The following is a 21,858-nucleotide window of genomic DNA, read 5'->3' on the forward strand; positions in this document are numbered from 1 at the left end:
CGGGGTCAGATGTAGCATTGGGGCATGCATGACCTCTTTGAACTGGTAAACGGCGAATGGGCGGCCACCCACGAGATCCCCGCTGACCGCGGCATCGACGGCGCGTTTTACGCCCTGCGCGATAAGTCCGAAGCCGACGTGCGGGCGATCCTCGAGGACGGGGCGGGCCTGGGCGGCGCCCTCTTCCAATCCTTCATGGATGTTGACCGGGTCAACGCCGCGGGCATCGACGCGGTGAACGACGACCTGGCCAAGATCGAGGTCGCCGATGTCGAGGGCTTTGTCCGCGGCCTTGGCGAGCTCGAGCGCGTGGGCATCGGCGGCCCGGTCACGTACTGGGTGGAGAAGGACTCGCAGGGCGAGGACTCGGTGCCCTACCTCATCCAGTCGGGCCTGGGCTTACCGGACGAGGCCTACTACCGCGACGAGGACCACGCGGACACCCTCGCCGCGTATAAAGAGCACGTCGCCACCATGCTCGGTTTCCTCGAGCCGAAGTACCTGCTCGGCTTGACGCCGGCGATCGCCGCGGAGCGCATCGTCAACCTGGAGACGCATCTGGCCGCGAGCCATTGGGACGTGGTCAAGGCCCGCGACGCGGTGGCCACCTACAACCCGACCACGCTCGAGGAGATGCCGCCGCTGGTGCGCGTGCTCTTGAGCGCCTCCGGCATCCCCGACGGCCGCGTCATCGACATGATGCCCTCCTACACGGCCGACTTGGACGCGATGCTGCGCCGGGAAACGCTGGCGGACTGGCAGCTGTGGGCCGCGTGGAACATTCTGCGCTCGCGCGCCGGTGTGCTGCCCGAAGAGATCGGCAAGGCGAACTTCGAGTTCTACGGGAAGAAGCTGAGCGGAGCCACCGAGCAGCGGGACCGCTGGAAGCGCGGCGTTGGGCTCGCCGAATCCCTGGTGGGCGAAGACATCGGGCGAAGCTACGTGGAGAAGCACTTCCCGCCGTCCTCGAAGGAGAAGATGCTGGAGCTGGTGGACTACCTCATCGCCGCCTACCGCAGCAGGATCCAGCAGCTGGCGTGGATGAGCGAGCCAACCAAACAGCGCGCGCTGGAGAAGCTCGCCCAGTTCAACGCGAAGATTGGCTACCCGGAGAAGTGGCGCAGCTACGACGGCCTAAAGTTCGGCCCTGATCTGGTGGACAACGTGCGGGTCGGCTCGGCGTTCGAGCACGACTACCAGCTGTCCAAGATCGGGCAGCCCTCGGACCGCGGCGAGTGGGTGTCTTCCCCGCAGACCGTCAACGCGTTTTACAACCCAGTGGTCAACGACATCACGTTCCCGGCCGCGATCCTGCAGCCGCCGTTCTTCGACCCTGAGGCGGACGCCGCCGAGAACTTCGGCGCGATCGGCGCGGTCATTGGCCACGAGATCGGCCACGGCTTCGACGACCAAGGCTCGCGTTACGACGGCCTGGGCAACCTGCACTCCTGGTGGACCGACGAGGACCGGAGCAACTTCGAGGAACTGACCGCCAAGCTGGTGGGGCAGTTCGACGGCTTGGTGCCGAACGTGCTCGAAGGCACGAAGACCAAGGGCGTCAACGGCGAGTTCACCCTCGGGGAGAACATCGGCGACCTCGGCGGGCTGGGTATCGCCGTGGTGGCGTACACGAAGTACCTGGCGGACCACGAGCTAGAGGACGAGCAGCCCAAGCAGTTCGGCGACCTCGACGGGGAGTACACCGGCTTCCAGCGCCTGTTCCTCGCGTGGGCGCGCGTGTGGCGCTCCAAGGCGCGCCCGGAGATGGCGGCGCAACTTTTGGCCATCGACCCGCACTCCCCCAACGAGTTCCGCTGCAACGTCATCGCCGCCAACGTCGACGAGTTCTACGAGGCGTTCGAGGTGGAGGAAGGCTCCAACATGTGGATCGCGCCCGAGGACCGGGTGACAATTTGGTAGAGCACATCAACGAGCAGGGCGACCCGAACTTCAATGTCGGCGGGGTCAAGCGGGAGATGTCGCCGGAGCTGCAGTTAGAGCAGCTGGCGTCCTACATCCACGCCACGTACGAGGATGGGCCGGCCTACCTCGCGCTGTTGCCGGACCGCATCACCCACGCCGCGATGCTCATGCTGGGCACCGCCGTGGACCACGCGCTTCCGGCGACGAAGTGGGCTGGCGGCGTGACCACCGAGCCGCACGAGCTCGGCGTGGTCTTCCGGCCGTCAGCGCCCACCGGCGCGTGGGCGGTTTCCGTCTGGGACGGCCCCGCCAATGCGAAAGACATGCTGTGGCGCCCCGACGTGGCAGCGGCGGCGGAGCTCTCCGGCACCACGATTGTGGACGTGGACAATCCCGGTGACGCGCAGGCGGCCGTCGACGCAACCGGCGCGCAGACGGTGTGGGCCCTCGGCGACGTGAAGCTGCCTGACGCCGCCAGCTACATCGTCACCTTCCCCAGCACCCAGCCTGACGTTGACGGTGTGGTGCAGGTCCGCGCCGGCTCGGGCCTTGCGGGCACCGAGTATTACGCGGACGGGTTTATTTCCACCCCAGCAGAAATCCGTCGCCGAGTGCGGGATGCAGCGAACGCGCTTGCTGGGACTCTTCCACCTGTTTGATGCCCATGTGGGTGTCCACCGTGTTCTCGTAGGCGGTGCCGTACGTCAGCGCCGCAACCGTCCAGGTCTCCTCGCCAATCTCGCCGTAGGAGACGCTGCCGGTGGCGCTCTTCCTGTTGTCGGACCACCCCATCTTGGAGCCTGTGACCCGTTGGAGGCGGGCGGTGCCGAAGCCCTGGACGAAGCCGTCCTTGGCCACCTCGGCCTGGTGCTCCATGCCGGCGAGCAGGGGTTTTGCAACCGGGTCCCAGAGGATCGCGTTCACGAACGTGGCTAGGTCGCGCGCGGAGGTTTCCGTCTTGCCCCAGGAGCCGCCCCGGCGCGTTTGCTCCAACTCGAAGTCCTTGGCTATCTCGTCGATTGCCTTGGGGTGCGCACGATCAAGCGAGGTGGCGATCGCGTCGTCGGAGGTCTCCACCATTTCCTGCACCTTCGCCTGCTCTTCGGCGGTGCCGTTGTACAGCACCCAGTAGCCCAGGTAGAGCTTGGCCAGGGACAGCGCCGGGCGCGGCTCCTCCCCCTCCGGTGAGATGCTGACGCGCCCGTCCGGGTGCACCACCGCGAGCGCGGTGCGCTCCCGCGCGTAACCGGGGTCCACGTGGTACGCGTGGGCTTGGGGGGCGAGCAGCACGCTTAGCGACGTCGCCAGCGCCGCCACACGCTTCATCACAGCACCGATTCCGCTTCGTCGATGTCGTCGAAGACGGGTTCATCCACCTCGGACAGGAAGAACTGCGCGCCGTTCGAGTCGTGCACGCCCGCGGTGCCGTTCTCGGGGCCGAACTCCACGCCGCCGCCGAGGTTCTCCACCTGGCTGCAGGCAGCGGCGACGTCGCGCACGCCGAAGTAGCTGAACCACTGGGCGTGCTCACCCACGAACATGCCCAGAAACGGCGCGCCGTCCTCGAACGCGATGTAGTAGCCGTCCTCCTCGCGGATCTCCCAGTCGAAGAGCTCGCCGTAGAAGTCGATGGCCTCCACGCTCGGCGCGGAGTACTCGTACCACACCGGCACACCCGGCTCACCTGCGGCGACGAAGCGCTCTTCCGGGTCCTTCAACCCGAACAAGCCGCCGGCGGGATCCTGGCACAGGGTCACCGTCTCGTCGGAGCTGAGCACTTTGCCGCCGAGCTTCTCCACGTCGTCAGGGTTGCCGATGAAGGAGGTGACCCACATGTCCATCTGCGCCGGAACGAGCCCCGCCACCGGCAGACCGTCTTTTCTGACCGTGCCGTCCACGATCTCCCAGCCGAGCAGCTCGGAGTAGAAGTGGGTGGACTTCAGCAGGTTCCGGGTGACCAGGTCCTGCCAGAACGGCATGCCTTCCTTGCCCTCGAAAGCCGGCATTACATGTTCCTCCACTTCTCCGGGTCGAAGTCGTCGTCGGCGGTGCGCTCGTCGAAGTAGTCATCGTCGTTATCGTCGCCCGCGATCACGGTAGCGGAATCGGCGTCGAGGCCGACGGTATCGCCGTCGATAAGCGAATGCCCGCGAGAGGTGACCACCTGGTTATTCACGGTGACCTCGCCGGCGAGGATCGCTTCCTTGGCGTGGCCGCCGGATTCGACGAGGTTGGCCAGTTTGAGAAATTGGCCGAGTTTGATCGTCTCGCCCGAAATGGGCACGTCGATATGCATGCCGGTTAGTCTAGCGTTCCGCCTGGTCCACCGGCATGATGCTCATCGTGTCCACGTTCACGTGCGCGGGCAGGCTGGCCACCCAGCGCACCGCCTCCGCGATGTCTTCCGCGGTCAGGTTGTGTTTGCCCTCGTAGACCTGCGCCGCCCGCTCCTCGTCGCCGTTGAACCTGTTCAGGGAGAAATCCGTCTTCACCCTGCCCGGGTCGATTTCGCAGACCCGGATGCCGTTCTCGGCCTCCTCACGCCGCAGTGCCCTGGTCATACCGCGCAGGCCGAACTTGGCCGCGTTGTAGCCGGAGCCGCCCTTGTACGCGTCCGTCCCGGCCACCGAGCCGATGTTCACCACCAGGCCTTTTGTGGCCTTGAGCTGCGGGTAGAGCGCGCGGGTGACACGCATCGTGCCCATCACGTTGGTCTCGAACATCCATTGCCAGTCTGCATCGTCCGCATCCCGCAGGTAATCCAGCTCTTTCGCCCCGCCCGCGTTGTTGACCAGCAGGTCCACGCGCTCAAGCTGTGCAAGCTTATCGACGCTTTCCTGTTCCCCCACATCGAGCGCCACTGCCACGCCCCCGATTTCCTCCGCGATCTGTTGGCACCGCTCGTAACGCCGCGCGGCCACGACGACCTTCCAGCCGTCTTTGGCCAGCGCCCTGCAGGTCGCCTCCCCGATGCCTGCCGACCCGCCCGTGACCACCGCTACCTTCTGCTCGCTCATGCACCGAAGTGTAGGCCCTCCCACAGCATCCAGGCTGCTAACGCGATGAAAATGGTGCCGGAGGTGACGTCGATAAGCGTGCCGTACTCGCTGATAGCACGAGCCATTGCCCGGACCGCGAACGCGAACCCGACAAACCAGGCGATGCCCGCGAGGATGAGCACTGGCGCCGCGATCCAGCCGAGGTGCGCGAATTGGGCGAAGACCGCACCGAAGAAGAGGATCGCCTTTGGGTTCGAGAGGTTGGTGGCCAAGCCGGTGAGGAAGGGGCGCTTCACCTGCTGGGCGGCGGGGATCTCGGCGCCGGAGTTGTAGATCGCGCCGACACCCATCCACAGCAGGTAGGCCCCGCCGACAATCTGCAGCGCGGAGAGGATTTGGGGGAACGCTTGGATCAGTGCACTTAGGCCCGCCAGCGAGGCGAGAATCCAGATGGTGTTGCCCAGCATGATCCCCAGCGCGCACAGCACGCCGGACCGGCGGTCCTTCGACCCGACGCGGATGATCTGGAGCAGATCCGGGCCGGGGCTCGCGATCGCCGCCAGCCACACTCCGAGCAGCGCAATCATCGCGCGTCCATCTGCCGCATCGTGATGTTGAGCCTGCCGTCCAGCAGGTCGGACGTGCCCTCCCTCGCCCCCAGCACGCCGTGCTTGGCCCGTCTCGCGGGGCCGCCGAAGACCACGGCGTCGCCGGACATGAGCAGCACGTCGTGCCCCTCAATACGAAAGACGGTGTCCTGCCCGAAGGAGAGGCTGACCACGGCGTTTTCGGACGTCTCCTCCGCGTCTACGTGCAGCCCCATCCCCGCGCCCGGCGGGTAGAAGTTCACCAGCGCGGTCTCGATGCGTGGGGTGGGCCCGACCAAGGGGTCAATTGCCCGCGCCTGCTCCATGACCGCGTCGGCGATGCCCTGGAAGTTCTCCGGGATAGGCGGCACGGGGTACCCATCCACTTCTTGGAGCATGCGGTACGGGTTGGACGCCCAGAACCACCCCAGGGAAAGCAGCCAGGCATCCATCTGCCCCTTGCCAACCTTCGGGCGTCGCATCGCTACCGGCGTCCCCGCCACCTTTCGCGCGAGCTGCCGAGCCTGCTGCACAAGCTTCCGCTGCTCCTCCTCGCTGAGGAAACCCGGCAAGTGCACGGCCCCAGGAATGATGCGGGCAGGCGGGCGGGGAACGGCGGTGAACAGCACGTGATCAATGTAGCGCGTCGGATCCGGTTTGTATGGTGTGCGGTGAGTTCGTTTGGGGAGAACACGTGGGCGGAACGTCTTTTCGGTTTGAATTCAGTTTCTTCTGCTCACCCCCTTGCTATTCGCTATCCCGTTCGATAGAGTAGGCGTTAACGAACCACGAGGGGGAATGGTGACTACCGCGACAGCAAAACCGAAGCTGTTCCGCAACCAGCGGCAACACGATCCAGACAGCGAGTGCGCCCAGGCGATCCGGGACACATATTGGACCATGTTCGGCCATTACGCGTTTCCAGGGTTTGACGTGGAGGACTTCGACGTCACGGTGACGAACCTGCAGCTGGCCACTGGCTGGCACAAGGGGTTTGTCAAGAACGCGATCCTCGGGCACGCAGCGCTGCAGGACTTGCCACGTCTCCGCGACCTTCAACAGCACACCCGCGTGCTTGATATCGGGCACTTGACCGCGATCTACACCTCCATCGAGGAGCTGGGCCCGGATGCCACGGCAGAAGAGCTCGAGCGTATCGACGACATTCTGGTCGACACCTTCACACCCCGGCGCTACGACCAGGCCGTGCCTCAGCGCAAGACAGTCACAGACCGTATCCGCGCCGCAATCAAACGCATGGACCCTGACCGGGCCTACGACAAGCGCAAACGCGAACAGCGTGAGAAGGACACCGCGGACCGGTTCGGCGTGCACGAGTTCCACACCGGCGGCAAAGACCGTGCTCTGGTGGAGCTCATGACCAACCCGCTGCACGCGCGGAAGGTCCAGGCGAATGTCGCCGCCTTCGCCCGCGAGCTGGGTGTGAGCCACTCAGAAGCCGCGATCAAACTACTGTGCGGAGAGGCCGCCGGCGTCGAGGTCGTCCCAGTCCTCAACGTCTACACCCCGAGAAACCGCGCGGTTGGCGGCCCGGTGTACCTCCCCGGCAGCGGCTGGACGGACGTTGTGGCCACCACCGCCTTCGAGGAATGGCTGGACGATACGTTCCCCGTCCTGCGTGACCTCGACGCTGCCGCAGAAACGATGCTTCGGGGCTACGCCCCCAACGACCCGATGCGCCGCGCCGTCCACGCCCGCCACCGGACGTGCATCTACCCGGAATGCAACCGGCCCGCCCAGCAGTGCCAGCTTGACCACCGCATCCCCTTCGAGGACGGCGGCCCCACGCAGGCGGACAACCTCTTCCCCCTGTGCCAGCACCACCACAACATGAAGACGGATCGCCGCGCGTTTTACATCCCGGACCCCCACACCGGCGACGTGATCTGGTTGTTCGCCGACGGTTCCTACGCCGTCGCCGCGCAGGACAGCCTCTTCCACGACCAAATCACTCCCTACAACCCGCGATGGCAGTCCAACATGTCTAGTGTTCGCAAGAACCGCGCGCGGGCGGCAGAGTTCTACGCCAAGGGCCACGCGATCCTGGATGCCTTCGAGAAGGATCTGAATCTCGCACACGCCACAGCCGCCATCGAGGAGCTCGAGTGTGAATACGGTATGAAATTCGGGTTCGCCCCCGAAATGCCGTACGTGGAACCGCTCCCCGAGGAACCGGTGGAGGCTCCGTTCCCCGACCCAGAGGAAGAGAGCGCCTAGCGCAGGTAGAACGTGTCCACCACTTCATACTTCGGCCCACCGCTTCGGCCTCTGCCCAGGTGGGACTCGAAGAGCTTCACCTCGTCGGCCGCAAACTCCGGCCCGGTGTAGACAGCCAGGGCGTGGGCGTGGTCGTCGAGAAGCCAAGGGTCCCTCGTCCGCGTCCCTGTTCGCGCCACGGACAGGTGCGCCCTTTGGCGCCGGCGCACGTCCGGATCCAGCTGGCAATCTGCCATCAGATCCTTCAGCGGCGCCTTATCCCCGCCGACGCCGATCCAGAGGGTGCGCCGATCAAAACACCCGGCCCCCCGCAGGTGCAGGCGAAGGGGCCGGGTGAACGCGGTGGCCTGGGCGAGGTGGTCGGTGACTGCCGCGGCGTCGTTGGGCTGCGCCCCGTAGAACGCCACCGTAATGTGCCAGTTGTCGGGATCCGACCACCGCACCTCCGTGCCGGAAAAACTGCGGATGGGGCGCAGGGCGGTGATGAGGTGTTCGCGAACATCGGCCGGTGGGACGATCGCTGCGAAGAGGCGTCTCATGGTTCACACGCTACCCTGGATGGCCGTGTTTGACCTCGCGAAAATCGGCAGCGGCCTCCCTGTCTCACGGGTGATCGACCAGCTTCCGGATCACGGGCCCCTCGTGGTCGAGGCGCCGCCCGGCACGGGCAAAACCACGCTGGTGCCGCCGGCCATCGCGAACAAGGTGGGGAAAACGTTGGTCACCGCTCCGCGCAGGGTGGCGGTGCGGTCGGCGGCACAAAGGCTCGCGCTTCTCGACGGCACGTCGCTCGGCAACCGTGTCGGCTACAGCATCCGCGGGGAGCACAAGGACGGCTCGTTGGTGGAATTTGTCACTCCCGGAGTGCTGCTGAACCGCCTGCTCAGAGACCCCGGTCTGGAGGGCGTGAACGCGGTGGTGATCGATGAGGTGCACGAGCGCCAGCTAGACACCGACCTCGTCCTCGCGATGTGCATGGAGGTGGGGCTGCTGCGCGACGACCTCTACCTCGCCGCCATGTCCGCGACCTTGGACGCGCAGAAGTTCGCAGACCACATGGGCGCGCAGATCCTTTCCACGGAGGCGGTGACGCACCCGCTGGACATCACCTACGCGCCGCACGCCGAGAGGATTCGGGGCACCCGGGAGTTTTATCGTCACGTCGCGGCCCAAGCCGGCGGCGACAACCGGACCCTCGTGTTCGTGCCCGGCGCGCGTGAGGTGGACCTGGTGTGCGGCTTCCTCGACGACGCGGTGCCGCTGCACGGCCGCCAAACCAGCGCGGAGCAGGACAAGGCGCTCAACGGCGATGCGCGGGTAGTGGTGTCCACCTCGGTGGCCGAGTCCTCCATCACGGTGCCCGGTGTGCGCAAGGTGGTGGATGCGGGGCTTGCCAGGGTGCCCGTGAGAGACAGCCGCGGCATGACTGGCCTGGTCACGGTGTCGGAGGCGAAAACCAGCGCGGACCAGCGGGCGGGCCGCGCGGGGCGACTGGGCCCGGGTGAGGTGGTCCGGGTGTTCTCGCGCGACGAGTTCGCGAACATGCGGCCGGACATCACACCCGAGATCCTCTCCGCTGACCTCACCGGCGCGTTGCTCACCATGAAAGCGTGGGGCTCGCCGGATCTGCCGCTTCTGGACGAACCGAAGGACCTCACCCAAGCCGAAACCAATCTTGAGGCTCTGGGGGCGTTACGTCACGGCACCATCACCGACTTCGGCAAGAAACTGGCGAATCTGCCGCTGGATCCGCGGCTGGGAGCGGCCCTGGTGGAGTGGGGCGCGGGCGCTGCGCCGACGGTGTCTCGGCTCGCGGGTGGGGCTCCCCGGTTGCACAAGCTGGTGCCCGACAAGGGGCCGGTGGATCCCGGTGAGGTGATCGCCACCGCGTTCCCGCAGTGGATAGCCAAGAAGGTGGGCGAGGACTACCTGCTGGCCTCGGGCACGCGGGCGAAGTTCAACTCGAGCGCGGAGTGGATCGCCGCCGCGGAGGTGCAGCGCACCCAGTCCGGCGCGGTGATCCGCGAGGCAGAGCCAATCGCGTTTCCGGCGCACCGCGTGGTGGAGACGACGCGCGCGGCTCTCATCGACGGCAAGGTCAAAGGGCGCAGGGTGGCGAGCATCGAGGCAATCGAGCTCAGCTCCACCCCGGTCAAGCTCACCCCGGATCAGGCGGCGGAGGCGCTGACGGACCTGGACTTCGCCGCGTTCCCGCTGTCCAAGGAGGAGCAGCATCTCAAAGACAGGCTCGACTTCCTACACGAGACCCTTGGCTGGCCGGATGTGAGCCAGGGCGATTATTCGGTCGAGGTGCGGCAGGTGGCCGAAGGGGCGTCGATAGGCAGTTGCGACATGCGGCAGGCGATGCTACGGCAACTGGACTGGAAGCAGGTGGCCCAGCTGGACGAGGCGGCACCGAAAGCGTTCGCGTACGACACTGGGCGGCCGGTGAAGCGCGTGAAGCTGCAGCACATGTTCGGCCGGAAGGGGGAGACGGTCTCGGGCGTGAAGGTGCTGTACCACCTGCTCTCGCCGGCGGGGAGGCCGCTGGCGGTCACCGACGATCTGGAGAGTTTCTGGCAAGGGCCGTATCAGCAGGTGCGCAAGGAGATGCGGGGACGCTACCCCAAGCATGCTTGGCCTGAGGACCCGCTGAGGTAGTCTTACTCGCCATGTCAAAGCGCACGGTCTCTGTGTGGACGCTCGTCTCACTCATTATCGGATCCACAATCGGGTCCGGTATTTTTGCGCTACCCCAAAACATCGGCTCGGTGGCCAGCCCGGGCGCCATGCTCATCGGCTGGGCCATCGCTGGCGTGGGCATGCTTTCCGTCGCCTTCGTCTTTCAAATCCTGGCCGTGCGCAAACCGCACCTGGATTCCGGCGTGTACTCGTACGTTCGCGCGGGGCTGGGCGACTTCATCGGCTTCACCTCCGGCATGGGCTACTGGCTCGGGTCGGTGATGGCGCAGGTGGGATACGCCACCTTGTTCTTCAACACCCTGGGCTACTACTTCCCCGCCTTTTCCAATCCGTGGGTGCTGGCGGTGTCCGTCTCCGCGTTGAGTTGGCTCATTTTCTTCGGGCTGACGCGCGGCCTGCGGCAGGCGGCGGTGATGAACGCGGTCACCACCGTGGCCAAACTCGTGCCCATCATCGCCTTCATCGTGCTGGTGGCATTTCTGGGCTTCTCCTGGGATCGCTTCACCCTGGACTTCTGGGGCTCCAACCTGCCGTTCGGCGAGCAGCTGAAGGGCATCATGCTGTACACGGTGTGGGTGTTCATCGGCATCGAGGGCGCGTCGGTGTACTCCAAGCAGGCGCGGGTGCGCAGCGACGTGGGCAAGGCCACCATCATCGGCTTCCTGTCCGTACTGGCGCTGTTGGTGGCGGTGTCCACCCTGTCGTACGGCGTGCTCAGCCAGGAAGAACTCGCCGCGCTGCCGGAGAACTCGATGGGCGCGGTGCTTGAGGCCGTGGTCGGCCCGTGGGGCGGTGTGCTGATCTCCGCGGGGCTGTGCCTTTCCGTCCTGGGCGCGTACGTGTCCTGGCAGATGCTCTGCGCCGAGCCAATCGTGCTCATGGCTCACGACGGCCTGCTGCCCCACTCCATGGGCCACCACAACGCCAACGGCTCCCCCGTGCGGGCGCAGCTGCTGTCCACGCTGGTGATCCAGTTCTTCGTGGTGGTCTTCTTCATCTCCTCCGCGTCCTACAACGCCATGGTGCAGCTAGCCACCATCATGTACCTGCTGCCCTACATCTTCTCCTCCATCTACCTGGTGCTGCTGGCAGTGCGCGGCAAGGGCTTGACGCACCCGCACGCCGGCACGCGTTTCGACGACTCCGGGCCCGCCGTCTCCGCCCGCGACAACCGCACGCACCTTGTCGTGGGGCTGATCGCGTCGGTGTACTCGCTCTGGCTGATCTACGCCGCGGACCCGGTGTACGTGCTGCTCGGGGCGCTGGCGGTGGTGCCGGGCCTAGTGCCCTACATCTGGACGCGCCGCAAGCAGGGCGACCAGCTCTTCAACGCCTTCGAGTGGGTCGTGGTAGCAGTAGTTCTGGTCGTGGCCGTGGTGGCTGTCTACGGCCTGGCCAACGGCTCGCTAACCCTGGAGTAAATCCCAGCCCAGCTTTGCGCTAAGCGTGACGACGAGCCCGAGCAGCGCCACCCGCACCAGCGTCGAGCCGCCTTTCAGCACCGTCCTCGCGCCCAGCTGAGCGCCCACGACGTTGGCCGCGGCAAGCGCGAGCGCGAGCCCCCAGTTGATGTAACCGCCGAGCCCGAAGACCAGGAGCGCACCGAGGTTCGTGGCAGTGTTGACCACCTTCGCCATGGCGGCAGAGCGCACGAACCCCTGGCTGAACACCGCGGTAAACGCCATGATGAGGAACATGCCGGTGCCCGGGCCGAAGACGCCGTCGTAAGCGCCGATGGCAACGGCGCACAGCGCTCCCAGAGCAACGCGCCTCCCCGTCACAACCCCGGCGCCCTCCTGCCCGAAGCGCGGGTTCAGCGCCACGAAGATGCCCACCCCGACGAGCAGGATGAGGATGATGGGGGTGGCTACGGAGTCGTCGATACGCGAGACAGCGCGGGCGCCGAGCGCCGCGGCAACCCCGGCGATGAACGCATAAGCCCACGTCCTCTTCGGTACCCCCACGCGGCGCACCAGGGCGGCCGCGGCCGAGGCGGTGCCCGAGATCGCTGCGACCTTATTCGTGGCCAGCACGGACGCGGCCGGCATCGCGGTCGCCGACATCAGCACCGGGATGAGCACGAGCCCTCCGCCGCCGATCACCGCGTCGATCCAGCCGGCAAACGCCGACGCGGCGAGGAGGAAAGCAAGCACGGGGACTACTATGCCCCACATGAACCGCTGGCTCGTCGCTGCCCCGCTCTCGGTGGCGCTCGGGCTGCTGTTGTCCTGGCTGGACGTCCCGGCCGCGTGGATCCTCGCCGGCATCCTGGGGGCCGGGTCGGTGGCCCTGGTCACGGAGGAGGACCTGCCCGTCAACCGGCACCTCTTCACCTTCGCCCGCGGGACCGTCGGCGTGCTGGCGGCGCTGCCGCTGGTGGGGATGAACCCGCTGCCGTACATCGTGCCGGGCGTAGTCGCGGGCGCGGCGGTGATCTCGCTGGGTTTTGCCGGCGGTCTGGTGCTGGCCAACCACGGCGTTTCACGGGAAACGGGTGTGCTGTCGCTGCTGCCCGGAGGCGCCTCGCTGATGCCGGCGCTCGCCCGGGACGCGGGCGCAGACATCCGCTATGTCAGCCTCAGCCAGTATCTGCGGTTGCTCTGCGTATCTATGACTCTGCCGCTGGTCGCCTCGCTTTTCGACGCACCGGAGGGCGTCCACGCAGACACAGAAACCGTCTGGTGGATGTGGGTTGCAGTACCGGCGCTGATTGTCCTCGGGGTGGGCGCGGGGACGCTGCTGCGGTTTCCCAACCCCTCCGTCTTTGGCCCGATGGCGCTGACGGTGCTGGTAGGCACGCTGGTGGACGTGACCATCGTGCCGCCGGCGCTGCTTTCCATCGTGGGTTTTCTGGCCATCGGGTGGATGTGCGGCGGCGGGTTGTCCGTGCCCGCGCTGCGCCAATTTGCCCGCCTGTTGCCGGCGACCCTGGCGTACATCGCGGGTCTCATGGCCGCTTGCGCCGGCATGGGGTGGCTGATCGCGAAATGGCTGGGTCTGAGCTTCTACGAGGGCTACCTGGCCACCAGCCCCGGAGCGCTGGAGACCGTGCTCGCGCTGGCTACCAGCCCGGCCGTCGTTGCGCTGCAGGTGATCCGGCTGATCATGGTGATCTTGTTTGCCGGGTGGCTGCCGAAGGCGCTGCGCCGTCTTTAGTGGTTGAGCACCTCGTGGGTGAGCATGTCCATGGGCATGGAACCCAGCTTGAGTGCCTTGACGTGGAAATCGTGCTCCGACATCCCCTGGGCGAGCGCCTGGCGGCGCAGCGCCACCCAATCCTTGTAGCCCAGCGCGTACGACGGCGCCTGCCCCGGCCACCCCATGTAGCGGTCCAGCTCGAAGGACAGGTTCGCCTCCGGCATCGCGGTGTTGTCGCGCATGAACGCCTTCGCGTACTGGGCATCCCACGTGCCGGTGCCCTCCGGGGTGGTCTTGCCCAGGTGGACGCCGATGTCTACCATGACGCGGGCGAGCCGCAAGCGCCGGGAGTCGAGCAGGCCCATGCGGTAGCCAGGGTCATCGAAGAAGCCGTGGTTCTCCATCAGGTGCTCGGCGTAGAGGGCCCAGCCCTCGCCGTGGGCGGAGTTCCAGCACACGGAACGGCGCCACAGGTTCAGCTCGCCACGGTTGAGCAGTGCGTAGCCGTGCTGCAGGTGGTGGCCGGGCACGCCCTCGTGGAAGACGGTGGACAGCTCCTGCCAGGTGTGGAAGGTCTCCTGCCCCTCCGGCACGGACCACCACATGATGCCGGGACGGATCAAGTCGTCGCTGGGCGGGGTGTAGAAAATGCCGCCCGAGCCGGCCCGGTCGATGCTGCAGTCCACCGTGTGCAGGCCCTCCGGCACCGGGAAGACCTTGGCGGCCTGCTCGTTGATGCCGTTCATCCACTCGATGAGCGCGTCCGTGCCCCGGAGGATGTAGCGCTCGTCCTGGTTGAGGTTGCGGTATGCCCCGGCCACCGAAACGTCGCCGTAGAGCTCGTGCGCGATCGCACGCTGCTCCTCCACGGTGTGCGCCAGCTGCTCCTGGGCCCACTCGTAGCCTGCGTCCAGGTCCACCTCGCGGCCGTGGAAGAACTCGGCGTAGAGCTGGTAGCGCTCCCGGCCAACCCCGTCGTTGTGGGAGGCCTTCGGGGAAAGCTCGGTGGACAACCAGTCAGCCATCTCCAAGAACGCCTCTTTGGCGTGGCCCACAACGTGGGACTCTGGGGGCAGGCCCAGGTGGTCGAGCTGCGACTCGGTGTCGCCGAGCAGCTCGCACTGGTTGATCACGGCATCGATCTGCCTGTGCGACGCTACGTCGCCGCTCGCCGCGGCCTCGGAGAGGGACTCGCGGTAGCCGGCCAGCGCATCGGGAATGCGCGACATGCGGGAGGCGATGTTGTCGAAGTCCTCTTCCGTCACCTTGGGCATGAGCGAAAAGGAATCGCGGATGGTCTGGACGGGCGAATCGATGTTGTTCAACCGGCTCAACAACTCACCGCGGTGGTGGAACTCCAGCTCCGCGCCCATGCGGTCGCGCAGGATCGCGGCGGTGAGGTTGTCCACGTCGTCGAAGTCGTCTTCGTCGTCGGAGGCGTCCGTGGTGTCGTTCAGCGCGTCCACATCCGCGACCAGGTCGCGCATCCGGTCCGCAAGCCGGTCCCAGTACTCCGGGGAGAAGTCCTGCAGTTCGCCGTCGTGGCCGTCGATGCCAATCTGCGTAGCCAGGGTCGGGCTGATCTCCGCCAAGTCGTAGACAAAGTCTTCACAGGTAGCGTCCAGCAGCGACGGCTCGCGACGGCTTTCGTTGGTCATGCCGAGCGATTCTATCCGAGCTGGCCAAATGGACAATTTCAGCGACGGGAGAGTAAATATATTCACCATGGTTTTCTCACGTCCAACCACGCCGGCAGCGAAGTGCCTGCACCTCGTCCGGTTGCACGAGACGACGTCGAGAAGCGACCTTGTCAAGGCCACAGGGCTTTCACAGCCAACCGTTACCCGCGCCATCGCCGCGCTTGTGGGCGCCGGATACGTCACGGAGCGCAACGACCTGACGCAGTCGAAGGGGCGCGGCCGCCCGACTATTCCGCTGGAATTGGCGGACATGCCGGGGGTGCACGCCGGCGTGGCTGTGGGCACGGAATCCACCTATGTGGCCCTGTTCGACCTCAAGGGGCGCACACTGCTCTCCCGCGACATGGACATCACCGTGTCCAAAGTCAGCGAAGACGACTTCATCCAGTCCATGATGGCCGAGCTGAACCAGATGACCACCAAGGTGGACCGGCCGCTGCGCACGGTGGGCGTGACCACCTCCGGCACGGTCCGCGACGGCGGCAGGGTCTTCGCCCCCAACCTGGGCTGGGACGGCGTGGACATCGGCGACCAGCTGCGCGAGCAGTTCGCCGTGCCGGTGGAGGTGTCCTCCATCTCCAGCGCGATCGTCGGCTCGGAAATGCAGTCCACCGCGTCGCTGGACATCCCGTCCGTGATGGCGCTGTTCGCGGACGACTCCATCGCGTGCGCCATCTCTCGCCCGGACGGCGTGGAGCCGATCGAGGTAGAACAAGGCGAGCTGACCACCCAGGGCCTTATTAACGCCATCGGCGTTCAAGGCATCCGCACGCTGAAGGACGCCGTGACCGACTCTCGGGAAGAAACCCGCTACGCCCTCGACCGCCGCGCGCGCGGCCTCGGCTCGTTGGTGGCCAGGCTGTGCAGCAACCACTCCCCCGCGACCGTTGTTGTCGCAGGCAGCGCGTTCATCGACGACAGGCTGGCCTCCGTCCCCTTCGCCCGCGCCGTGCGCTCCGAGGCGCAGTGCGACCCGGAGCTGCGCCTCATCCCCACCCACCGAGAGGTGGTGCGCGACATCGCCCGCGCCGTGGCGCTCGATCGCGTCCTGCGCGAACCACTGAAAGTGGCGGGCAGATAGATGAAGCGAGTCGCGTGGCTGCTCGCGCCGTTGCTGCTCCTCGGGTGCGCCGCCGAGGAGACCGAGCCTTTGCAGACCCCTGTCACCACTGTCACCCCTGTCAACACCGTCACCTCTGCTACCCCTCCCGACCCGTTCGCGGGGCTCGAGGCGGCAGTGCGAAAGATTGAGGAGAATACCGGCACCGAAGTCGGCGTCGCGCTCTACGACGGCTCCGAGATGACCCAGGCCGGGTCCCTGCAATGGCTTCCCGCCTGGTCCACCATGAAAATCCCCATCGCCCGCGCCGCCGCCGAGCATTGCGAGTACGACGAGGACTACGTCGCGGAGCTGACCGAGGCCGCCATCGAGTGGTCCGACAACGACGCCGCCCGGGCGCTGTGGGAATGCATGGGCAGCGACGACGAGGCGTCCGCGAAGGTGGGCGAAGAGATTGCGAAGTCCGGCTCGCAGGTGCGGGTGGCCGGAGCATTCGGCACCACCCGGTGGCCGTTCGCCGGGCAGGCCCGCTACGCCTTTTACTTAAGCCAGCAGGACCAGGACAACCCGGTAATCGCGGACATGCACCACATTGCGGAGGACCAGTCCTACGGGTTGGGCCAGCTCAATAGTGTCCCCTTTAAGGGCGGCTGGTCCGACGATGAAACGGACGGCTCCTGGCACACCCGCCAGCTCGGCTGGCTCAACGGCTTCGGGGTGTCCATCGGGGCACGCTCAGCCGAGGGTAGCTACGACGACACCATGGAGGCGCTCGACCAAGTGGCCGAGCTTGTGCAGGCTAGGGCGTCGAAGGCGAAGGGCGTAGCGCGTACCAGAGCATAAAGCCGACTGGGACGAGGATAAACAGCAGATCCGGCACCTGGACGAGTCCGGACGAGATGTTGGTCGCCGCGTACGGGACCATGAACAGCGCCAATACAATCGGCCCCCAGCGGGTGTACACCCAGGCCAACATGGGCACGACCCACACCCAGTGGTGGAACCACGAAAACGGGCTGACCAGGCAGGCCGTCATGCCGATGAAGGAGACGGCGAGGGGGGCGGGAGCTCGTCGTGAAGCGAGCAGCGCAAGGGCGGTCACCGCGGCGGCCACAAGCAGCCACAACGCTGTGGAGTCGGCGTCGGCGCGTGCCAGGACCTGCCGGATGGACTGCGCGCCCGGGTTGTCGTCGGCGCCGACCCGACCGGTGGAGAAGATGGCGTCCGCCCAGAAGTGCTTGGCGTCCACGACCTCCGCAAACCCCGTGGCCACGGTGCACAGGAAGGTAAACGCTGCGATGCACACCGCGCCCCACCGGCGCTGCTGGATGAGCAGGAGCACGAAGAACGCGGGGGTGAGCTTCAGACCCGCGGCCAGACCCACGCCGATGCCCGGCAGCCTGACACGCGGGAGGAAATCCAGGCACACCAGCCCCATGAGCAGCAGGTTGATCTGCCCGAAGTAGAGCGTGCCGTGTACGGGCGACAGCCACAGCACAAACACTGCCGTGAGCAGGAGCGCGTGGCGTGCCGCGGAGGCGCGCACCACGAGCCATAGCACCAGCACGGAGGCGGCTTTCCACGCCACCCCGAGCGCCTCGCTTTCTGTCAGCCACGAAAACACCACGCCCGCGAACGGCGGGTACGTAAACGGCAGCCCCGGCAACAGGTCGCCCGCGTAGAGCGGCTGGCCGGCGCTGACCTGCTCCCCGCCCAGCACGTACACCTTGAGGTCGCTGGGAAAGTCGGTGGTGAACGCGCTGGGCAGCCCGGTTTCGCGGTACCTCCACACCGCGAGTGCGAGCAGGAGCAGCAGGCCGATCACAGGTCGAGGCCGTCCAGTATCTCGTCGAGCGCGTCGGCGACACTGGTGCGCCACAAGGTGTCCACCTTGCCGTCGGCGCGCCCCGGGCCCCCGTTGATCACGGCGGTGGGTTTGCCCTGCTTGCGCGCGTCCAGGATGAACTTGTAGCCGCTCATCACCGCCAGCGAGGTCCCGATCGCGATCACGCCGGTGGATTCCTCCAGCCACTGCGCGGCTGCTTGGCGACGCTCCTTCGGCACGTTCTCGCCGAAGTACACCACATGCGGCTTGAGCCTTTGGCCCTGGCAGGTCGGGCAGGCGATCATGCGGAAGCGAGCCACGTCGGCGTCCTTCAGCTCCACGTCGCCGTCCGGGTTCAGCATGGACCCTTCCACCTCCACGGAATCGAAGTATGTGGGGTTCGCGGCCGTGAGGAGGGCGTCGATAAGCGAGCGCTCGTGCAGCGTGCCGCAGTCGAGGCAGACGACGTGCTCCATGTCCCCGTGCAGCGCGATGACGTTGTCGGAGCCAGCTTGGGTGTGCAGCCCGTCGACGTTCTGGGTGACAATGCCGCGGATCAGGCCCGCCCGCTCCAGCTCCACCAGCGCGTAGTGGGCGCGGTTGGGCTGCGCCAGGCGCATGTAGTGCATGCCCACGAACGCGCGGGCCCAGTAGCGGTGTACCTGCGCCGGGGAGTGGGCGAACTCTTGGAACGTCATCGGGCGGCCCTTGGTCAGGCGGCCGTTTGCGCTGCGGTAATCCGGGATGCCGGAGTCCGTGGAGATGCCGGCGCCGGTGACGACGAGCGTCTTGGGGTTGCGCAGCTGGGCGATGATCCTGCCCGCCGCGCCCGGCGTCGGCGACGTGGTTTCGGTGACAACCCGTTCGATGGAGCGCACGGCGGAGCGGTGCGCCATGGCGATCGCTGGGTCGTCGAAGTGGGTGTCCATCGTCTGGGAAGTGTAGACGCTGGCGCGTAAGCAGACCGTGTTGTCTATCCGAGGGGGTTTGCAAACTGTATGCAAAGGAGTAGGTTAGCCGAGTCTTATCAACGTTACTGAACAGTTCTGTCTAGAAGGAGCCGCTCGTGCCTAAATGGGCAACTAGCTTCGGCGCGCAAGTGATCTACGGCCTGATCATCGGCCTCGTCCTCGGCTTCATCGCCGTCGACGTGGAGCCGTTGGCCGCGACCCTCGACTGGGTCGGATCCACGTACGTCCAGCTACTGAAACTGCTGATCCCGCCGCTGGTGTTCACCGCCGTGGTGACATCCGTAGCCAACCTGCGCCAGGTCACCAACGCCGCGCGCCTCGCCGCGCAAACCCTGATCTGGTTCGCCATCACCGCTTTCTTCTCCGTGCTCATCGGCATCGTGGTTGGGCTGGTGGTCAAGCCCGGCACGAACACCTCCGTCGATGCGGCCGCGGCTGCGGAGCCGTCCTCCACGGGTTCGTGGATGGGCTTTTTGAACTCCGTGGTGCCCGCCAACATCTTCGGCCTCGGTGCGAAGGTGACCGAATCCGGCGCGTCCGTCAACTTCAACGTCCTGCAGATCCTGGTGGTCTCGCTGCTGTTCGGCATCGCTGCCGTGCGCGTGGGCAAGACCGCTGAGCCGTTCATCGCGTTCAGCGAATCCCTACTCAAGGTGGTGCAGGAGGTGCTGTGGTGGATCATCCGCCTCGCCCCAATCGGCACCGCCGCGCTCATCGGCAACGCTGTGGCCTCCTACGGCTGGGACGCGCTGGGCTCGCTGGGCAAGTTCGTGCTGGCCATCTACATTGGCCTGGCCCTGGTGCTGTTTGTGCTGTACCCCGTGGTGCTGGCCGCGCACCGGATCCCGGTACTGGAGTTCTTCCGCCGCGTCTGGCCGGTGACCACGCTGGGCTTTGCCACCCGTTCCTCCATGGGCACCATGCCGGTGACCCAGCGCACCACAGAGGAGGCCATGGGCGTGCCCAGCCAGTATGCGTCCTTCGCCATCCCCCTCGGCGCCACCACCAAGATGGACGGCTGCGCCTCCGTCTACCCCGCCGTCGCCGCACTATTCGTGGCCCAGTTCTACGGCATCAACCTCTCCGTCTCCGACTACGTCCTGATTGTGATCGTGTCCGTGCTCGGCTCCGCGGCCACCGCAGGCACCACCGGCGCGACCGTCATGCTCACGCTGACGCTGTCCACCCTGGGCCTGCCGCTGTCCGGCGTGGGCCTGCTGCTCGCGGTCGACCCGATCATCGACATGGGCCGCACCGCCGTCAACGTCACTGGCCAGTCCGTGGTGGCCACCGTCGTGGCCAAGCGGGAGCGCATTCTCGACGAATCCCGCTGGGCCTAGCGCCCTACCTGAACGGCACCTCGCCGATCGCGCGCCGCAGCTTGCGGGTGCGTAGCCGCTCGGGGTGCCGCGCCAGCTTCTCCATGGCCCGGACGGCGCACATGACGTGGGCCTCCTTGGAATTGGAGTAGAACGCCTGAGCCCCGGCCGGCAACTTCGGCACGGCGTGCAGGGGCAGATCCGACACCGCCAGCAGCGTGCCGTACGGGACGCGGTACCGGTAGCCGTTCGCCGCAATGGTGCACGACTCCATGTCCACGGCCGCGGCGGTGGAGCCGCGGAGCCACTCCCACAGATCGCGCGGGTCTTTCCACTCCCAGTTGCGGTCCCCGGTGGAGAGCACGGTCCCGGTGCGCATCAGCGACGCGTCCTCCCCGTAGACCTTGGCCACCGCCTTTTCCAGCGTGCGCTGAATTTCGGGCACGGCGGGGATGGGCAGCTCGCGGCGAAGATAATCGTCCAGCACGTGGTCGTGCCGCTCGTACGCGTTGCCCAGAATCAAGTCGCCGATGCGCATGCGCGCGTCCAGGCCCGCGCAGTGCCCGATCATGATCCACGCCTCGGGCCGCAACACCGCCAACGAGTCGGTGATGGTCTTCGCGTTCGAGGGCCCGACGCCGATGTTGATCATGGTGATGCCGTCGCCGCCCTCGGTGACCAGGTCGTAGCGGGGCATCTGGAACTTCGACCCCAGCTCTAGGTCCTCCAGCGCCACGGTGTCGGACACGGTCTCCCCCGACGGCAGCACGAGCCGCGTGTACCTCGAGTCCGGGTTGGACAGCTCACGCAGCCCGAACTTCACAAACTCCGTGACGTGCATGGCGTAGTTGGTGAACAGGATGAAGCGCTGCAGCGAGTCCGTCTCAATGCCGGTGTAGTGCTCCAGGCGCGCGAGCGCCAGATCAAATCGTTGCGGCCCGAAGTGGAACAGCGGCTTTTCGTCTGCATGGAAGGCGTCCCAGTGGCCGTCCACAATCGCGTCGTGCACCTCGTCCAAGGTGGGGCGCGGCAGGTTCAGCGTTTCGTCGATTGGCGGCATGCCCTTGATGTAGGCGGGCGGAATGACAACGTCCGAGTATCCGACCTCAACCTCGCACGGGTAATTCGAGGTTAGCGCCTCAAGCTGCGCGGTGAGGTAGCCCTCCATGAGGTCTGGGCGGGAGATGACGGCGGAATACGCGCCTGCCTCGTCGACGTAGCCGAAGGGTTCGGAGCGGTCGATCGGGCGCCACTGCAGCACCTCCACCGTGAGCTTGGGGTAGCGCACCTCCCCGTAGCGGCTGAAATCCCCCGAGCGCGCGATCTCGCACGACGCCTCATAGAGCTCTTTTAGCTTTGCGACGACCTCCGGTACGCGTTCCATACCCCGCAAGG

General features: G+C 66.4%; 21 protein-coding genes. 9 read left to right on the forward strand and 12 right to left on the reverse strand.

Going from position 1 to position 21,858, the window contains the following annotated elements; genetic code table 11:
* The first annotated feature begins 24 nt into the window (after positions 1-24).
* Both HF989_RS08340 and HF989_RS08345 read left to right on the forward strand, forming a co-directional pair.
* The gene (locus HF989_RS08340) at positions 25-1,920 is read left to right on the forward strand and encodes a M13 family metallopeptidase (RefSeq protein ID WP_168685576.1); all 1,896 of its coding nucleotides are present in this window, start codon (positions 25-27) and stop codon (positions 1,918-1,920) included.
* Positions 1,884-2,582: a hypothetical protein gene (locus tag HF989_RS08345; RefSeq protein WP_168685578.1), complete on the forward strand. Its 699-nt coding sequence runs from the start codon at positions 1,884-1,886 to the stop codon at positions 2,580-2,582. The genes HF989_RS08340 and HF989_RS08345 overlap by 37 nt, the downstream gene beginning before the upstream one ends.
* On the opposite strand, the gene HF989_RS08350 is transcribed toward HF989_RS08345, so the two are convergent.
* The 6 genes from HF989_RS08350 to HF989_RS08375 are packed head-to-tail and all read right to left on the reverse strand — an operon-like array spanning position 2,503 to position 6,138.
* Entirely contained in the window at positions 2,503-3,249 is a 747-nt protein-coding gene (locus HF989_RS08350; protein WP_168685580.1) for a hypothetical protein, read from the reverse strand. The two genes, HF989_RS08345 and HF989_RS08350, sit on opposite strands and share 80 nt — an antisense overlap.
* Positions 3,249-3,929, reverse strand: a complete 681-nt coding sequence (locus HF989_RS08355) for a VOC family protein (protein ID WP_168685582.1) — start codon at positions 3,927-3,929, stop codon at positions 3,249-3,251. The genes HF989_RS08350 and HF989_RS08355 overlap by 1 nt, the downstream gene beginning before the upstream one ends.
* Positions 3,929-4,219 (reverse strand): RNA-binding S4 domain-containing protein, encoded by a 291-nt coding sequence (locus HF989_RS08360; RefSeq protein WP_168685584.1) that lies wholly within the window; start codon positions 4,217-4,219, stop codon positions 3,929-3,931. The genes HF989_RS08355 and HF989_RS08360 overlap by 1 nt, the downstream gene beginning before the upstream one ends.
* A gap of 10 nt (positions 4,220-4,229) precedes the next feature.
* On the reverse strand, positions 4,230-4,940 hold the full coding sequence (locus HF989_RS08365; RefSeq protein WP_168685586.1) for an SDR family oxidoreductase: 711 nt from the start codon (positions 4,938-4,940) through the stop codon (positions 4,230-4,232).
* The gene (locus tag HF989_RS08370) at positions 4,937-5,509 is read right to left on the reverse strand and encodes a LysE family translocator (protein ID WP_168685588.1); all 573 of its coding nucleotides are present in this window, start codon (positions 5,507-5,509) and stop codon (positions 4,937-4,939) included. Before HF989_RS08370 ends, HF989_RS08365 begins: the two co-directional genes overlap by 4 nt.
* Entirely contained in the window at positions 5,506-6,138 is a 633-nt protein-coding gene (locus HF989_RS08375; protein WP_168685590.1) for an alpha-ketoglutarate-dependent dioxygenase AlkB, read from the reverse strand. Before HF989_RS08375 ends, HF989_RS08370 begins: the two co-directional genes overlap by 4 nt.
* A 172-nt stretch (positions 6,139-6,310) precedes the next feature.
* On the opposite strand from HF989_RS08375, the gene HF989_RS10905 reads away from it, so the two are divergent.
* Complete coding sequence (locus HF989_RS10905) at positions 6,311-7,747, forward strand: HNH endonuclease (RefSeq protein WP_168685592.1); 1,437 nt, start codon at positions 6,311-6,313, stop codon at positions 7,745-7,747.
* Here the strand turns inward: HF989_RS10905 and thpR are convergent.
* Positions 7,744-8,286, reverse strand: coding sequence for an RNA 2',3'-cyclic phosphodiesterase (gene thpR / locus HF989_RS08385; protein ID WP_168685594.1), 543 nt, complete (start codon positions 8,284-8,286; stop codon positions 7,744-7,746). The two genes, HF989_RS10905 and thpR, sit on opposite strands and share 4 nt — an antisense overlap.
* Before the next feature lie 19 nt (positions 8,287-8,305).
* Here thpR and HF989_RS08390 point away from each other — a divergent pair, with 19 nt between their 5' ends.
* Together HF989_RS08390 and HF989_RS08395 are read left to right on the forward strand one after the other, a co-directional pair.
* Complete coding sequence (locus HF989_RS08390) at positions 8,306-10,408, forward strand: ATP-dependent RNA helicase (RefSeq protein WP_210729123.1); 2,103 nt, start codon at positions 8,306-8,308, stop codon at positions 10,406-10,408.
* Between the two features lie 11 nt (positions 10,409-10,419).
* Positions 10,420-11,871, forward strand: a complete 1,452-nt coding sequence (locus HF989_RS08395) for an amino acid permease (RefSeq protein WP_168685598.1) — start codon at positions 10,420-10,422, stop codon at positions 11,869-11,871.
* On the opposite strand, the gene HF989_RS08400 is transcribed toward HF989_RS08395, so the two are convergent.
* Positions 11,857-12,624, reverse strand: coding sequence for a TSUP family transporter (locus tag HF989_RS08400; protein WP_168685600.1), 768 nt, complete (start codon positions 12,622-12,624; stop codon positions 11,857-11,859). The two genes, HF989_RS08395 and HF989_RS08400, sit on opposite strands and share 15 nt — an antisense overlap.
* Here HF989_RS08400 and HF989_RS08405 point away from each other — a divergent pair.
* A complete protein-coding gene (locus tag HF989_RS08405; protein ID WP_168685602.1) occupies positions 12,623-13,606 on the forward strand; it encodes an AbrB family transcriptional regulator in 984 nt (327 codons plus the stop codon). The genes HF989_RS08400 and HF989_RS08405 overlap by 2 nt on opposite strands.
* On the opposite strand, the gene HF989_RS08410 is transcribed toward HF989_RS08405, so the two are convergent.
* Positions 13,603-15,246 (reverse strand): DUF885 domain-containing protein, encoded by a 1,644-nt coding sequence (locus HF989_RS08410; RefSeq protein ID WP_168685604.1) that lies wholly within the window; start codon positions 15,244-15,246, stop codon positions 13,603-13,605. The two genes, HF989_RS08405 and HF989_RS08410, sit on opposite strands and share 4 nt — an antisense overlap.
* 67 nt (positions 15,247-15,313) lie before the next feature.
* Between HF989_RS08410 and HF989_RS08415 the strand changes: the two genes are divergently transcribed.
* Positions 15,314-16,369 carry an ROK family protein gene (locus HF989_RS08415; protein ID WP_168685606.1) on the forward strand — a complete coding sequence of 352 codons (1,056 nt, stop codon included), beginning with the start codon at positions 15,314-15,316 and terminating at the stop codon, positions 16,367-16,369.
* Positions 16,370-17,191 (forward strand): serine hydrolase, encoded by an 822-nt coding sequence (locus tag HF989_RS08420; protein WP_168685608.1) that lies wholly within the window; start codon positions 16,370-16,372, stop codon positions 17,189-17,191.
* On the opposite strand, the gene HF989_RS08425 is transcribed toward HF989_RS08420, so the two are convergent.
* Positions 17,148-18,173, reverse strand: a complete 1,026-nt coding sequence (locus HF989_RS08425) for a glycosyltransferase 87 family protein (RefSeq protein WP_168685610.1) — start codon at positions 18,171-18,173, stop codon at positions 17,148-17,150. The genes HF989_RS08420 and HF989_RS08425 overlap by 44 nt on opposite strands.
* Positions 18,170-19,102, reverse strand: a complete 933-nt coding sequence (locus HF989_RS08430; RefSeq protein WP_168685612.1) for a Sir2 family NAD-dependent protein deacetylase — start codon at positions 19,100-19,102, stop codon at positions 18,170-18,172. The genes HF989_RS08425 and HF989_RS08430 overlap by 4 nt, the downstream gene beginning before the upstream one ends.
* 137 nt (positions 19,103-19,239) lie before the next feature.
* Between HF989_RS08430 and HF989_RS08435 the strand changes: the two genes are divergently transcribed.
* Complete coding sequence (locus tag HF989_RS08435; RefSeq protein WP_168685613.1) at positions 19,240-20,484, forward strand: cation:dicarboxylate symporter family transporter; 1,245 nt, start codon at positions 19,240-19,242, stop codon at positions 20,482-20,484.
* Between the two features lie 4 nt (positions 20,485-20,488).
* On the opposite strand, the gene amn is transcribed toward HF989_RS08435, so the two are convergent.
* On the reverse strand, positions 20,489-21,847 hold the full coding sequence (gene amn / locus HF989_RS08440) for an AMP nucleosidase (protein ID WP_168685614.1): 1,359 nt from the start codon (positions 21,845-21,847) through the stop codon (positions 20,489-20,491).
* Between the last annotated feature and the right edge of the window lie 11 nt (positions 21,848-21,858).

This window comes from Corynebacterium mucifaciens (genome assembly GCF_012396315.1).
GTDB classification, from domain to species: Bacteria; Actinomycetota; Actinomycetes; order Mycobacteriales; family Mycobacteriaceae; genus Corynebacterium; species Corynebacterium mucifaciens.